The 15081-nt window shown below is 39.5% G+C and carries 11 protein-coding genes; 4 read left to right on the top strand and 7 right to left on the bottom strand.

Annotated elements, in window-relative coordinates; all coding sequences use genetic code 11:
- Positions 1-132: 132 nt before the first annotated feature.
- Positions 133-1068 carry a COX15/CtaA family protein gene (locus M028_RS0105950; RefSeq protein ID WP_026573083.1) on the bottom strand — a complete coding sequence of 312 codons (936 nt, stop codon included), beginning with the start codon at positions 1066-1068 and terminating at the stop codon, positions 133-135.
- A gap of 227 nt (positions 1069-1295) precedes the next feature.
- Between M028_RS0105950 and M028_RS31440 the strand changes: the two genes are divergently transcribed.
- Together M028_RS31440 and M028_RS0105940 are read left to right on the top strand one after the other, a co-directional pair.
- Entirely contained in the window at positions 1296-1685 is a 390-nt protein-coding gene (locus M028_RS31440) for a hypothetical protein (protein ID WP_051590950.1), read from the top strand.
- A 233-nt stretch (positions 1686-1918) separates the two neighbouring features.
- Positions 1919-2434 carry a DoxX family protein gene (locus M028_RS0105940; RefSeq protein ID WP_026573082.1) on the top strand — a complete coding sequence of 172 codons (516 nt, stop codon included), beginning with the start codon at positions 1919-1921 and terminating at the stop codon, positions 2432-2434.
- A 42-nt stretch (positions 2435-2476) separates the two neighbouring features.
- On the opposite strand, the gene M028_RS0105935 is transcribed toward M028_RS0105940, so the two are convergent.
- From M028_RS0105935 to M028_RS0105915, 5 genes are all read right to left on the bottom strand, one after another.
- On the bottom strand, positions 2477-4141 hold the full coding sequence (locus tag M028_RS0105935) for a glycoside hydrolase family 13 protein (protein WP_026573081.1): 1665 nt from the start codon (positions 4139-4141) through the stop codon (positions 2477-2479).
- Positions 4142-4174: 33 nt separating this feature from the next.
- Positions 4175-5200 (bottom strand): LacI family DNA-binding transcriptional regulator, encoded by a 1026-nt coding sequence (locus M028_RS0105930; RefSeq protein ID WP_026573080.1) that lies wholly within the window; start codon positions 5198-5200, stop codon positions 4175-4177.
- A gap of 38 nt (positions 5201-5238) precedes the next feature.
- Complete coding sequence (locus tag M028_RS0105925; RefSeq protein ID WP_026573079.1) at positions 5239-6081, bottom strand: sugar ABC transporter permease; 843 nt, start codon at positions 6079-6081, stop codon at positions 5239-5241.
- 1 nt (position 6082) lies between these two features.
- Positions 6083-7375, bottom strand: coding sequence for a carbohydrate ABC transporter permease (locus tag M028_RS0105920; protein WP_026573078.1), 1293 nt, complete (start codon positions 7373-7375; stop codon positions 6083-6085).
- Between the two features lie 153 nt (positions 7376-7528).
- Positions 7529-8797, bottom strand: a complete 1269-nt coding sequence (locus M028_RS0105915) for an extracellular solute-binding protein (RefSeq protein WP_026573077.1) — start codon at positions 8795-8797, stop codon at positions 7529-7531.
- Between the two features lie 266 nt (positions 8798-9063).
- Between M028_RS0105915 and M028_RS0105910 the strand changes: the two genes are divergently transcribed.
- Entirely contained in the window at positions 9064-10824 is a 1761-nt protein-coding gene (locus tag M028_RS0105910; protein WP_026573076.1) for an alpha-glycosidase, read from the top strand.
- A 133-nt stretch (positions 10825-10957) separates the two neighbouring features.
- Here M028_RS0105910 and M028_RS0105905 read toward each other — a convergent pair whose 3' ends face one another.
- A complete protein-coding gene (locus M028_RS0105905) occupies positions 10958-12628 on the bottom strand; it encodes a glycoside hydrolase family 13 protein (protein ID WP_026573075.1) in 1671 nt (556 codons plus the stop codon).
- 201 nt (positions 12629-12829) lie between these two features.
- On the opposite strand from M028_RS0105905, the gene M028_RS31435 reads away from it, so the two are divergent.
- Positions 12830-15073: a SpoIID/LytB domain-containing protein gene (locus tag M028_RS31435; RefSeq protein WP_051590949.1), complete on the top strand. Its 2244-nt coding sequence runs from the start codon at positions 12830-12832 to the stop codon at positions 15071-15073.
- The last annotated feature ends 8 nt before the right edge of the window (positions 15074-15081 follow it).

The raw sequence follows: 15081 nt of genomic DNA, 5'->3' as shown, positions 1-15081 counted from the left end.
TTGGATTGTAAGAAATCCAAGCGCTTTTTAATTTATCAGCGTATTTTTCACTGTTATCAGCGAATTGGAGCAGTTTATCAGCGAATCAAGTCAATTTATCAGCGAATGTAAATGGTTTATCAGCGAATCCTGTCAAAAACTACTTCGCCTCCCATGCTCTCCAACTTTTTGCGGATATTTAGGACCTGCTTTAACTGCCAAATTCCCTGCATAAACCCTTGCTTCCGTAACAAAAGCGAACAAAGCAGTAGCGATGGCCAAGTGGAAAACAGCCCATGGGAGATCAAGCTTTGTGACAATAACCATTACGCCAATCAGGAGCTGCATAAGAACCGTAAAGGTACACAATAACATGCGTCTCCTTAAAGCCTTGCCCCAGCTTTTTGAAAAAGCATAATACGTTACGACTAGAAGATAAAGTGCCGTGACAACTGCTAACCCTCTATGGAAAGATTGCAGCACCTCTGGTGTTGTACCTGGGAAAAATGATTGCCTGCAGCCCAACCAGCCACAGGCCAGTCCGTAAGTTTCATGCTTAATATATGCCCCAAATCCCAACGTTAATAGAATAAGGCCCAGTAAGATGTTTAAATGAAAGATAATTGATTTTTGACTTCGGTGTCGAACCTGATAGGACTGTTGCGCACCATCTAAATAAGGGTATCTCCATATCCATATTAAACAGCCCATAAAAAGCATCGCAATTAATAAATGGATGGTAATGATAATAGAAGGAAGATCTCGTACCACGACCACTGCACCAAGAAGAACCTGAACCGTGAGCAGCCCGAGCATCACAAAGGATACCATACGAGCGGTAAAACCCAGCTTTGAGCGAAGAATCTGGAAAAATAACAGTAAAGAAAGGATTCCAAGTAAAGCCCCAATCACCCGGTGCAGATACTCAATCAGAGTAGCTCCTTTTAAGGATGGAATCATTTCACCATTACACTTCGGCCATTCAGGCCCGCACCCCATACCGGAATTAGAGGAAGCCACATACCCTCCAAACACAATCAAAAAATAGGTAAGAAAAATAGTCAGCAATGCTAAATTTCGTTTGTTCAACCTTCATCCCCCTGTATTTAAATATTTTGACTCTAGGAACAATTTACCAAATGGAGACAAGTAATTCGGTGATATGTATCACGTTATCAAGGAATTCCCAGATAAACCTTCCGACACCGTTTTACAATTCTTTCCCGCCACGCAATGCATTTTCATTAAGTAACCAAAATATCCCATTATACATAAGGTATATTGCCTTGTGTTTTCTACTGGAAGGAGAGTAACGAATGTACTATAACCCTTTTCATTACCCTATCTATCCTCCCGTACCCGCCTACCCTGGTTATTATGTAAACCAACCGATACCAAGAACGTATCCACCTGTTGATATAAAAATATTTTCAAAGTCAGTGAAGTCCTTTCGTCTCTTAATGGAACAGGGAAGTATTTTATTAGACCGATTAGGGGATGCGGGATTTGCTCATAAAATGATGACCGCTGCGCAACAAGGGAAAAAAGCGGAGGTCGATCAGTTAATTAAATCCATTGGCTTAAAGGTCCCTGTCATTACGAAATTTACCCCCTCTGGCGTAATCTTTGAGCTGACCACGCAAGCCACCCAGCAAGCACCAATGAGCTGCTGCACCTTATCCGTTTCCATGAAATGGGGAATTTAAATTACCTATCTAAAAAACTCACATATAACCGTAAGAACATAATAGGTTATAAAAAAAGCGATTTTCTCTTTGTCCAAGAGAAAATCGCTTTTTTTAGATTCTAACCCAGTCAACAGTTTGTCAAAACATTTCGAACAAACGGTGAACATCATCCTATCAATATGTTAAAAAGATGACCGGTGAATACATTGTAGTATAAAGAATCAATAAAAACATGAAAGGTGGAATGAGTTATGTTTAATCAATATTTACGTGAAAATAAAAGCGCTACCGTCCTTTTAACGATATTACGTTTATACTTGGGTTACTCTTGGTTCACAGCAGGGCTGCACAAATTAATGGGAGGATTCGATGCATCTGGTTATTTAAAAGGAGTGATTGCCAACCCGGTAAAAGGACCAGAAGGGGATGTTGTCTTCGGCTGGTTTGTCGGGTTTCTTAAAGGATTTGCCCTACCAAATGTAGATTTATTTAATTTCCTTGTACCATGGGGAGAAACACTAGTCGGACTTGGTCTTATTCTAGGCTGCTTCACTACTGCTGCCATGTTCTTTGGCTTAATGATGAACTTTACCTTCTTCTTAGCAGGAACTGTATCTCATAACCCACGAGACATTTTCCTTGGCTTTATTATTTTAACTGCTGGATATAACGCAGGTAAAATTGGGTTAGACCACTGGGTTATTCCTTTCATTCGAAAAGCAAGGAAAAATCATATTGAAAAAGAAAAATCTAAAGCAATATCTTAATTGAAATTTAAAAGCGGAGGTCAATATTCCCTCCGCTTTTTTCTATACCCGATAGACTCTTGTTTCATATGGCTTTAACGTAATTCGTTTAGATGATTCATGTTTCTCAATCTCATAGTTGTTTAAAAGTAGGTTTTTATGATCAAATACAATGCCAATTCCCTCGCCAATGCTAGCAGGCCTTTCAGAAAGATTGGCTAACACTATGACCCGGTCCTGTGATAATGTTCTTGTATAAGCATAAATCTGTGGGTCTTCCTCTAATAACAAATCATACATCCCATAAGTAAAAACTTCATTCGCCTTTTTTAACCGAATCATTTTTTTATAAAAACTCAAGACGGAATCCGGATTCTTCTCTTGGTCCGCAACATTGATTTCCAAAAAATTTGGATTGACCTTCATCCATGGCGTTTCAGTCGAAAAACCTGCGTTTTGTTCTGCGGACCATTGCATGGGTGTCCGTGAGTTATCGCGGCTTGACGCCCAAATGATTCTCATAATCTCTTCATGGGGAACCCCAGCTGCCGTTTTCAAATGATAAAGATTTTTCGTAGCAACATCGTCGTAATCATCAATGGACTCAAATTTTACATTGGTCATCCCAATTTCCTGTCCCTGGTAAACAAATGGAGTTCCCTGCATCAAAAAGTAGATAGCCGCAAATGCCTTTGCACTTTCTTGCCAATATTCCCGATCATTTCCCCACGTGGAAACGACCCGGGCCTTATCATGATTTTCGATGAATAAGGCATTCCAGCCCATACCTTCAAGTCCCTTTTGCCAACGGGATAAAACATTTTTTAGTTCAATAATATTCAGTACTTTTTTCAGCTCCGCATCCCAAAGGTTGAGATGCTCGAATTGAAAGACCATATTGAATTTCCCCTGCTTCTCATCGACCCAAAGATCAATATCGTCAACTGAAACACCATTCGCTTCCCCAACAGTCATAATGTCATATTTTGCAAAGGTTTCTTCTTTTAACTCTTTTAAAAAAGTATGAATCCCTTTTACATTCATATGTTTATCAAAGGAAGAGACATATTTTAGACCATCCGGATTCGGCATATCCTTGAGTCCTGGTTCCTTTTTAATATGGCTGATGGCATCCACACGGAAACCGTCAATTCCTTTATCAAGCCACCAATTGATCATTTCATAGAGAGAATTCCGCACCTCTGGATTTTCCCAATTCAGATCAGGCTGCTTTCGCGAGAAAATATGGAGAAAATACTGGTTCGTTTTCTCGTCATATTCCCATGCCGAGCCGCCAAAAATACTTTCCCAATTATTCGGCTCTTCTCCATTCTTACCATCCCGCCAAATATACCAATCCCGTTTAGGATGATCCTTAGAAGCACGAGATTCAATAAACCATGGATGCTCATCACTCGTATGGTTGATCACTAAATCAAGAATTAATTTCATACCACGGTGATGGACTTCTTGTAAAAGCTGGTCAAAATCAGCCATCGTCCCGAATTCATCCATGATTTTTTGATAATCGCTAATATCATAGCCGTTGTCATCATTAGGAGATTTGAACATGGGGCAGACCCAAATCACATCAATCCCTAACTCTTTTAAATAGTCCAGCTTTGCAATAATCCCCTGGATATCCCCAATCCCATCCCCATTTGAGTCCATAAAACTCCGGGGATATATCTGATAGGCAACCGCTTCTTTCCACCATAATTTATTCATATTATATCCTTCCCAAATCGTACTTTAGCATTGTTACTTGATTGGTTCTGCACATGAAAGACGTTCGACCAATTTGTGAGCGATAATAATCCGTTTTGTCGGTTCTTTGCTATTTTCAATCATTTGGATCAAGCTCTTTGATGCTTGATAGCCAAGTTCGAAGATATTGATATCAACAGAGGTTAACGGCGGCTTTGACATCTCCGCCAAAAGAACATTATTAAAGCTGACAATCGAGATATCTTCGGGAACCTTAATCCCTAATTCATCAAGCATGTTCAAGACACCAAGTGCCATGAAATCATCCGCGACAACCAGTGCCGTCGGCCGTTCTTCAAGCGACATTAACTCCCTGACAGCCTCTTGTCCGCCTTCCCTCAGAAATTCCTCGTGAATAATATATTCATTTTTCAAAGGAATTTTGGCATTCCTAAGCGCCCGCTCAAAACCTAAAAGCCGCTCAACGGTTACAGTAAGTTCAAGACTCCCGCCGATAAAGGCAATTTGACTGTGCCCATGCTGAATTAAATATTCAGTCGCCTCTTTCATCGCCCGGAAATTATCATTATCTACGTGGGTAATTTCCTCTACATCCTTATATGGCTTTCCAATTAGAACAAAGGGAAACTCTCTTCCTTTTAAATAGGAAATCACCTGATCTTCTACCTTTGAATTAAGAAGAATGACACCATCTACACTTTTCCCCTGAACCATCCGAATCACTGCATCAAGGATTTCTTTATCTTTCTTCCCTGTTGTCATATGCATCGCATATTGTTTTTCATGAGCCCCTTCGCTGATTCCTTGTAATACAGTAGGGAAAAACGGGTTTTGGAATACCACATCTCCTGAACTCGGCATAACAAGCCCGATGGTTTGCGTGGACTGGCTAGCTAAATTCCGTGCATTTAAGTTCGGATGATACCCTAATTGCTCCATCGCCTTTTTCACTTTTTGCGCTGTTGCTTTACTAATCCGAGGATTATTGGCAATAACCCTTGATACGGTAGACGGGGCCACATTCGCAAGCTTTGCTACATCTTTAATCGTTACAGTCATCCATTTCACCCCACTTCACCTGAAAAAATATTCTATGTTTAACCTTTTGTACCTCCTGCTGTTAAACCAGATACAAAGTAACGTTGGAAGGATAAGAAAAGAATCGCTATCGGTACAGCGATCAATACAGCACCAGCTGCAAAAGTCGTAAATTCAGCACCAAATTGTTTTGCAACAAGATCATATAATCCTACTGCTAATGTATAATTTTTTTCCGTCCTTAGCAAAATGCTGGCAATGATAAAATCGGCAAACGGTGCAATAAAAGCGAATAAGGCTACAACTGCAATCATTGGCCTTGCGAGCGGCATCACGATCTGGAAAAAGATTCGTAAATGACCTGCACCATCAATTTTGGCTGATTCATCCAGCTCTTTTGGAATCGTATCTAAGTAACCTTTCATCAGCCAAGTATTCATCGGAATTTGACCACCGACATACACACAGATAAGTCCTATATGCGTATCAATTAAACCGGTCAAGGTCGCTAAAATATAAATAGCGATAAGTGCCGCAAAGTTTGGAATCATCTGCAGGATCAGAAATGTCATTAAGCCGTTCTTTCTCCCCATAAATCGGTAGCGGGAAAAAGAATAAGCAGTTAAGCTGACAATCATAACGGTAAAAACCATTGTTAAAATACTAACTTTTAACGAATTGATATACCAGAATACATAGTTGCTTTTATCCAGATCAAACAACTGCTTGTAATGGCTGAGTGTCGCATGCTTCGGAATAATGCTCGACCCTGATAAACTTTGACCCGGATTAAAAGAGGAACCGATAATCCAAGCGAGTGGGTACAAAATCAGGACAAACATAATGAAGATCACCAGATAAGTTAACGTCAGCCGAATGAAATTTTGTCTTTTTGAATTCATATTACATCATATCCTCTTCTTGGAATGACTTAGTTCGTTTAAACTGCCAAAGTGCGACAGTAATGACAATCACGGATAACAACAAGGTTAACGTGGCAGCCTTCGAGTATTGCGCCGAAGTCATCGTTAAACGATAGATCCATGAAATGAGAATGTCAGTCCCGCCGGCGTTTTGACCGGTAACTGCCGGTCCGCCGCCATTAAATAAATAGATGATATTAAAGTTATTAAAGTTAAACGTATATTGTGTAATGATAACGGGCGCAGTGGCAAATAACACTAACGGAAGGGTAATGTTTTTAAACTTTTGAAAGTTATTTGCTCCGTCAACTGTTGCCGCTTCATAAAGATCAGCAGGGATTGATTGCAGTACCCCTGTTGTCATTGCAAAGATGAACGGAAACCCGAGCCAAGTTTGAATGAAAATAAGGGCAATTCTGGTATAAACCTTTTCTGTCATCCATGGGAGACCGTCGATTCCGAAAAATCCAAGGATATCCCGGTTAATGGCACCGAAGGATTCGTTAAACATCCCGGCAAAAACAAGGATGGATACAAATGCCGGTACAGCCCAAGGCAAGATAAAGACGGTACGAATGATGGCTTTTCCCTTGACATCCTTTTGGTTTACGATGACCGCTAGGAAAATTCCTAAACCAACCTGAAGCGTAGTGGCAACAAATGTCCACACCAATGTCCAAGCCAAAACAGAGAAGAAGGTTTGCCGCCAAATATCGATTTCAAAGATTTCCGTAAAGTTCTTGAACCCAACCCAATCCACCAGTTTCGCAGGAGGTGTATGGTATAGGTCATAGTTCGTGAACGCTAGTAACACAACGAAAATAATTGGAAAAATAACCACGAAGACTAATAGCAAAAAACCAGGTGACATGATTAAATATGGAAATCCATGATCAATGAGATTACGATATTGTTCCTTGATGGTGCTGATTGGTTCTTCACTGTCACGTTTTTTCCCAACCTTATAGGCATCACGCAAATTAAATAAGTAGAATCCAAGACCAAAAATAATGACGATGACAGATAAAATGCCGTATACAAGCAAGAAAATGGAATGGTCTTCTGGTACAATTTCTCCTAGTGTCACTAATCCCCATAATCCAATATTAATTAGGTCTTTAAAAACATATACAAATGCCGCACTTAAGATAAGAAAGAAAAATCCTTTTAAAAATTGCTTGTTGTAAAGTTGACCGACCCCTGGAATAATGGAAAGAATTAGTGCCTTTTTTCGGTGACTGGTTGGAAAGGATTCAGAAACAGTTTTTGGCATCCCCCGCACCCCTTTCTTCAAGTACTATTTTTTAAGCTCAGAGGCTTTGTCAGAAAAAAAGGGATTCCTTTCTCACAAAGCATCTGATGAGTTTCTACTATTATGTAATAGACAGCAGTACCTCAAGGGGGATGAGGTACTGCTGAGAAATCATTACTTAGAAGTTTCGATATTTGCTTTGATTTGTTTTACTGCATCGTCTAGTGCATTTTTAGGAGTTGCTTTACCGGTTACAACCGTTTGAAGCGAGTCAGCCATTGGCTTCCAAACTTGACCCATTTCAGGGATGTTTGGCATCGGTACAGCGTATTGAGATTGCTCAGCAACCGCTTTGGCACCTTCGTTATCCTTAATAGCGGAATCGTCAAGTAATGCTTTATTCGTTGGAACTTCAGCTGTTTGTTCGAAACGGTATTTTGCATTTTCATCATTTGTGATAAATTCTAAGAATTTCGCAGCCCACTCTTGATTTTTAGAATAGGCTGAAACATGCCATCCTTTTACACCCATGAACGTTTTAATATGTTCACCATTTGGCATAGTTGGAAGTGCACTCATACCAATTTTGATACCTGCATCCTGGTATGGTTTATACGCCCATGGTCCGTTCATAACAGAAGCTACTTTTCCTTCAGTAAATAGACCGTCTAAAGCCGATCCGCCATTTTCACCGATGATTCCTTTCGGGAACAAACCTTCTTTATACCATTTTTGAATATACTCCGTACCTTTAACAGCACCTTCATTGTTCAAACCAATATCATTTGGATCAAGGGTTCCATTGTTATTTTTGAATACATATCCACCCATTCCGCCGATAATTCCATGTGCGAAATAGAAGTTATCCCAAAGCGCTAAGAAACCGTATTTTCCGCCTTTTGTGAAATCTTTAGAGAATTTATATACCTCATCCATTGTTTTTGGCGGTTCTGGCATTAAATCTTTATTGTAAATAAAAACAGGTGTTTCAGAGGACTTCGGAAGCCCGTAAAGTTTGCCATTGTAAGTTTCTGCATCAATAGAAGATTGAGAGAATGTATCGGTAACACTTTTATCTACTTTTAACTCTGCAATTAAACCTTCTGTTGCAACCTGGCCAATTTGATCATGTGGTAATGTTACGATATCCGGGCCTGTACCAGCTGGTCCATCAAGACGCAATTGGTCACGCATTTTTGTAGCCATTTCAACTTCTTTGTATTCAATTTTAATTCCGTTTTTCTTTTCAAAATCCGCAGCGACCTTTTTCAGCCAGCCTGATTTGTCTTTATCTTCCCAAACAACTAGTTTTTCCGGTTTAGCTGCAGCTTCTTCTTTTTTTCCAGTATCTTTTGTGCTAGACGCATCTCTTTTAGGACCGCATGCAGCAAGAACACCTAGCATTAAGACAATCATCATAAAAATCGAAAGTGCTTTTTTCATTTCTACCCCTCCTGTTTTATGTAGTATTAAAATTTTGTGGTGTGCTTAGTTTTCACCAGATTAAAGAAAATACTATAACGCTTACATTTTGCGAAAACGGTTGCACAACATATTTTCATTATAAGTCGATTATTAAATTTTACAACTATTTTTTTAAAAAATATTTTTATATTATTTGAAGATGGATAAACTAAATTCTACTAATATTAGTGATTATCTAGTAAAATTAACCTTATCCAACACTAAAATGAAAGAGTTGATTTGTATTGTTAAGAGAAGCGATTTATCACCGACCAAAAGATAATTATGCATACGTTTGCACTAATGGTGAATTACACATTCAACTTCGGACGAAAAAAAACGACGTAAAAGAAGTAACTCTCCTTCATGGTGACCCATATGATTGGGCTGACAGCGGGTGGCAGCCGACAACTGCACCGATGAAAAAAAACGGTTCTGACCAACTGTTTGATTATTGGTTTATTTCTGTCGCTCCCCCTTTCAAAAGGCTGCGGTACGGTTTTATCCTAACGGATGAGTCTGAATCAGCCTGCTTTACGGAAAAGGGATTTTACTCGGATCCTCCCTTGGACGATACTGCCTATTATTTTAGTTTTCCTTTTTTAAATAATATTGATATTTTCCGAGCTCCTGACTGGGTAAAAAACACAGTATGGTATCAGATTTTTCCGGAGCGTTTTGCAAACGGGAACCCTGACAATGACCCCGAAGGAACCCTGCCTTGGGGCAGCAATAAGCCGACTCCTGTTAATTTTTTTGGCGGTGATTTAGAAGGAGTTATTCAACATGTTAATTACTTAAAGGAATTAGGGATTAGCGGTATTTACTTTACCCCCATCTTTAAAGCCTATTCCAACCATAAATACGATACGATTGACTATATGGAGATTGACCCGCAATTTGGCACAAAAGAAACCTTTAGGGAGTTAATTGAAGTATGTCATCAAAATGGCATTAAGGTGATGCTTGATGCAGTATTTAATCATAGCGGATTTTATTTTCCACAGTTTCAGGATGTTTTAAAAAACGGTGAAAACTCCCGCTATAAAGATTGGTTCCATGTCCGGGAGTTTCCTTTGGTGACGGAGCCGGAGCCGAATTATGATACGTTTGCCTTTACACCGTTTATGCCAAAGTTAAATACGGAAAACCCGGAAGTGAAAGAATATTTACTGGAGGTTGGCCGTTACTGGGTAAGAGAGTTTGATATTGACGGCTGGCGTTTAGATGTAGCCAATGAAGTCGATCACGCATTTTGGCGCAATTTCCGACGGGAGGTAAAAGCAATCAAGCCAGATATGTATATTCTCGGTGAAATTTGGCATGATGCAATGCCGTGGCTTCGTGGCGACCAATTCGATGCGGTGATGAATTACCCATTTACTTCAAATATTTTAAATCTATTTGCGAAGCAAAAAATATCAGCAAAAGAGTTTGTAGAAAATATGACGGGTTTCATTCATATGTACCCTCGTAATATCAATGAGGTAGCTTTTAATTTGGTAGGAAGTCATGATACACCTAGAATATTAACGGAATGTGGAGAAGATATTGAACGGGTGAAGCAGATTTATACCCTGTTATTGACCTTTATTGGTACGCCATGTATCTATTACGGGGATGAAATTGGCATGACAGGAGCGATGGACCCGGGCTGCCGCAAATGTATGGAGTGGGAAAGCGCTCGGCAAAATCATGAGCTTTTTGCACATCTACAAAAATTGATTCGGCTCCGCCGAGAAAATCCCTTGCTCGCAAATGAAGGTCAGCTTTCGTTCATTCCGCCAGAATACCATGAAAGCTGCTTATCTTATACAAAATCCAATGGGATCCGGACCATTTTGGTGGTTCTAAATACGAGCAGCATTGAGACTCAGTATGTGATTCCTTTTGAACTGCGTGGAAAAACGGTGAGGAACCTTTGGGAAAATGAAGAGCATGTTGTTTCAGGGGATGAATTTAGTGTTGTTCTGCCCGGGAACGGGTTTATGATATTGGAATTTTAAAGCTTGTAGGTTTTTAGGACATTTCTTGGCTCGTTATGGCCGGAAATGTCCTTTATTTTGGTTTTTGTACCACATTTCTTCGCTCAGAACCCCCAAAAATAACCTTAATCCTATCCATCTAACTTCAAAATTACTATTTACCTTTTAAAACAATCGCCTCGTATGGCCGCAGCTCTTTTGGATCCGCCTCTTCGCAGTTAGTAAGGATGATCTCATACTCAGGAATACGGTTCAGCAAATCCTCATCCTCCATCACTATCGTTTTGTCACTAAAATTACAGAATACAAGCAGGCTTTCATCCTTCCAGTTGCGCTCATACGCGAATATCGCCGGATGATCCTGTAAAAGCAACTGAAAATCTCCCTCCACGATAATGTCCATCTCTTTACGAAGAGAAATTAATTTTCTATAAAAATAAAAAATAGAATCCGGATCCTCTATAGCAGCTTTTACATTAATTTCTTTGTATCTTGGATTCACGTTAATCCAAGGAGAACCGCTCGTAAAACCGCCATGCGCGGAATCATCCCATTGCACTGGAGTTCTAGCATTATCCCTTCCTTTGACATAAATCGATTGCATGATTTCATCATGTACATACCCTAATGCTTTTCTTTCCTGATACATATTAAGGGTTTCAATGTCTCGATAGTCCTCGAGCGACTCAAATTTCACATTGGTCATGCCAATCTCTTCCCCTTGGTAAATATAAGGAGTCCCCTGCATGAAATGGAGGCAGGCCGCAAGCATTTTAGCCGATTCCACCCGGTATTCCTGATCATTACCGAAACGGGAAACAATTCGCGGCTGGTCATGATTGTTCCAATATAAACTGTTCCAGCCTTTTTTGTGTAAGGCGGTCTGCCATTTTGCCAAGTTTTCCTTCAAGTCGACAAGATTCAGCGGCTTTAAATTCCACTTTCCACCTGGTGCACTATCCAAATCCATATGTTCAAAGGTAAAAATCATGTTAACCTCATTTCGATTGGGATCCGTATATTGCACCGCATCCTTAGGAGAAGCCCCAGGCATTTCCCCCACTGTCATCACCGGATAATCCGACAAAACCTGTTCGTTGATTTCCTGTAAAAACTCATGAATTCTAGGACCATTCATAAAATAACGACTGCCATCCCCATAGGTTTGTCCATCGTGAATTTCGCCATCGGGCAGCCCTGGATCTTTCGAAATAAAATTAATGACGTCCATCCGGAAGCCGTCAATCCCCTTATCCAGCCAAAATCTCATCATTTGATAAACCTCTTGCCGCAGCTTTGGATTTTCCCAGTTCAGGTCGGGCTGTTTTTTTGAAAAAATATGTAAATAATATTCATCAGTGATTTCATCATATTTCCAAGCAGATCCGCCAAAAACAGATCCCCAATTATTCGGTTCTCTTCCGTCTTTCCCTTTACGCCAAAAATAATAATCCCGATAAGGACTTTCCTTCGACTTTTTTGACTCCACAAACCAGTGATGTTCATCAGAAGTGTGATTCACGACCAAATCCATGACTAACTTCATACCACGTTGGTGAACTTGATCCAGTAATTGATTAAAATCTTCCATCGTTCCGAACTCCTGCATGATTTCCTGGTAATGACGAATATCGTATCCATTATCATCATTTGGTGAGTCATAAACAGGACTTAACCATAGAACGTCCACACCTAAAAGCTTCAAATAATCCAATTTTTCAATAATCCCTTGAAGATCACCAATCCCATCCTGATTGGAATCATGGAAGCTTCGCGGATAAATTTGATAAACCACACTCTTTTTCCACCATTGATTATTTTCCAAATAAACCCCTCCTGTATTCTACAATATAACATATTTATTTTTGGGAGATTAGCTGTCGTCTTTTCAATCCTTTAATTGGTTGAAGTATCCACTTAAGGGAAAAAACTAACATTGTAGCCATTTTAATAAATTAATATAGTTATATTACAAATATATAACACTATTAAAAATAGATTATAAATATACATCAGGGGGAAAAAAATGAAGAAGTTTTACTCTGCCTTTCTAGTCCTGCTGCTTTTGCTCTCTTCACTTAATTTTATTAATATTGCATCAGCAGAGGAAGTCAAGTTGATGACAGTTAAGCTTAAAAATTATATTGGCAATCAGAAGACACTGACGATTTCTGTAAAAGGTAAATATGACATTCCCGATGCGGATGTTTCATTAGTAGAAGGAAAAACGTATAAAGTACAAGTCGAAAACAGTGCACTCTCTTTATATGAAAATAATACTTTGATTTCAAAGTTTACTAGCTTTACTGCTGTTCCGAAAGAATATGGAACAAACAATGTAATCTCCATCAATAATCGCCCGTACCTCGGGACAATGAAATTTACATTAGAAAACAATGCATATGTCCGCCCCGTTAACACACTTCCATTAGAAGACTACTTAAAAGGCGTTGTTCCATATGAAATGATGGCGTCTTGGAACAAGGAAGCATTGAAGGCCCAGGCAATTGCTGCTAGAACCTATGCGGATCGTTACAAATCATTATCCGGCTTTGACGATACGGTAAGTTTCCAAGCCTACGGCGGCTATTCTTGGAATTCAAATAGCACATCTGCAGTAGAAGAAACAACCGGACAAACCTTAACCTATAATGGCAAGCTGATTGATGCTTTTTATTCTGCAAGTAATGGCGGAATGACCGAATCCAATGCAAGTGTTTGGGGAGGCACTCCACTCGCATTTTACCCTATTAAAAATGATCCATATGATACAAAGGTTCCTTGGAGTTTCACCTTAAATAAGACACAAATTAATACCTCTACATTAGATTTAGCTCAACCACAAAACTGGTGGACTTCGGTTAAAGAAACGGATTCCTCACTTGTTACAAGTATTAAAAACTGGATGGTCCAAAATGGCTATTCCGACAAAGAGATTAAAATAATCTCAATCCCGAAATTATCTTTCTCCGACCAATTGACTTCTGGAGGCAGGGTAAAATTAGCAACGATTAAACTGAACTTCTTTTTAAAAGATAAAATCGCCGGTGATTTTGTACTGGATGACCAGAAGCAAGTGAAAACAAATACACTTGAATTTATCAATGTTACAGCATCAAGAATTCGTGCCATGATTGGCATTAATGTAATGAAAAGTTATTTGATGACCCGTTACCAAGACAATGGTACTTCTTATTTTGTTACAGGTCTCGGTAATGGCCATGGCGTGGGAATGAGCCAGTGGGGTGCGAAAGCGATGGCCGATCAAGGACTAGGCTATCGTGATATTTTAAATTTTTATTATCCTGGAACAACGTTAACAAACTCAGATCTTGCACCGGCAGTAAATACAGGTACTCCTAATAATACTAGTGGAACCGATAATCCCACATCCAGCGTTGTAAACGAAGCTCCTGCTTCTGCGGACTCCAGCAATGACAATGGGATTGAGCAATCAACACCTTCTGCTAATGCTTCAGAGAATGCGACGAAGCCACCTAGTATTTCAAATGTTAGCTCTGGTTACAATTCTAAAACGAAGCAAATTTCAGCTAACTATACCGTTTATGAAAATGTTACCTCTACTGTTTATGTAAAAAATGCTGCTGGAAAGATTATTTCCTATCCTGTAAAAGCAATTAAACAAAAACCTGGTAACCAGCATGTGACAGTAGATGTTTCAAAGCTGCCAAATGGTGTATATACATTTGGGATTATTATTTCAAACTCACAAAAATCCTCAGCTATTACGAAGGTTACCGTAAACAAAATTGTGGTTACTCCTAAGGTCGGTACAGTTTCCAACACGTCTTCATCCGTTTCCGGAACAGCTGAAGCAAATGCGGCCATTTATGTAAGAGCCGGTTCAAAGGTGATTGGTAAGGGGGTTGCTGACACAAAGGGCAAATTTAAAGTAACGATTCCTAAACAAAAAGCAGGAACTAAACTTTCAATTTCTGCTAAAGATACCGTGGGCAATACAAGCAAATCCTTTAATTTAACAGTAAATGATAAAATTGCTCCATCTAAACCAAAGGTGAACACAGTTACTTATCTAGACACAGTAGTAACAGGAACAACCGAGGCCAAAGCTACAATCACGATTAAAGCTCGTACCAAAACACTGAAATATGCAAAGGCAGACTCGAAAGGCAAATTTAAAGCAACGATTTCAAGACAAAAAACCGGCACAACACTATATGTGACCGCCAAGGATCCTTCCGGAAATGTAAGCAGTGCAACGGCTGTGAAGGTGAAAACAAGAAGATAATGAGAACC

Origin of the sequence: Bacillus sp. UNC438CL73TsuS30, from assembly GCF_000482325.1 — a bacterium.
Lineage (GTDB): Bacteria > Bacillota > Bacilli > Bacillales > Cytobacillaceae > Neobacillus.
Note: the sequence above shows the minus strand (reverse complement) of the source record. Positions and strands in the feature narration are given on the sequence as shown.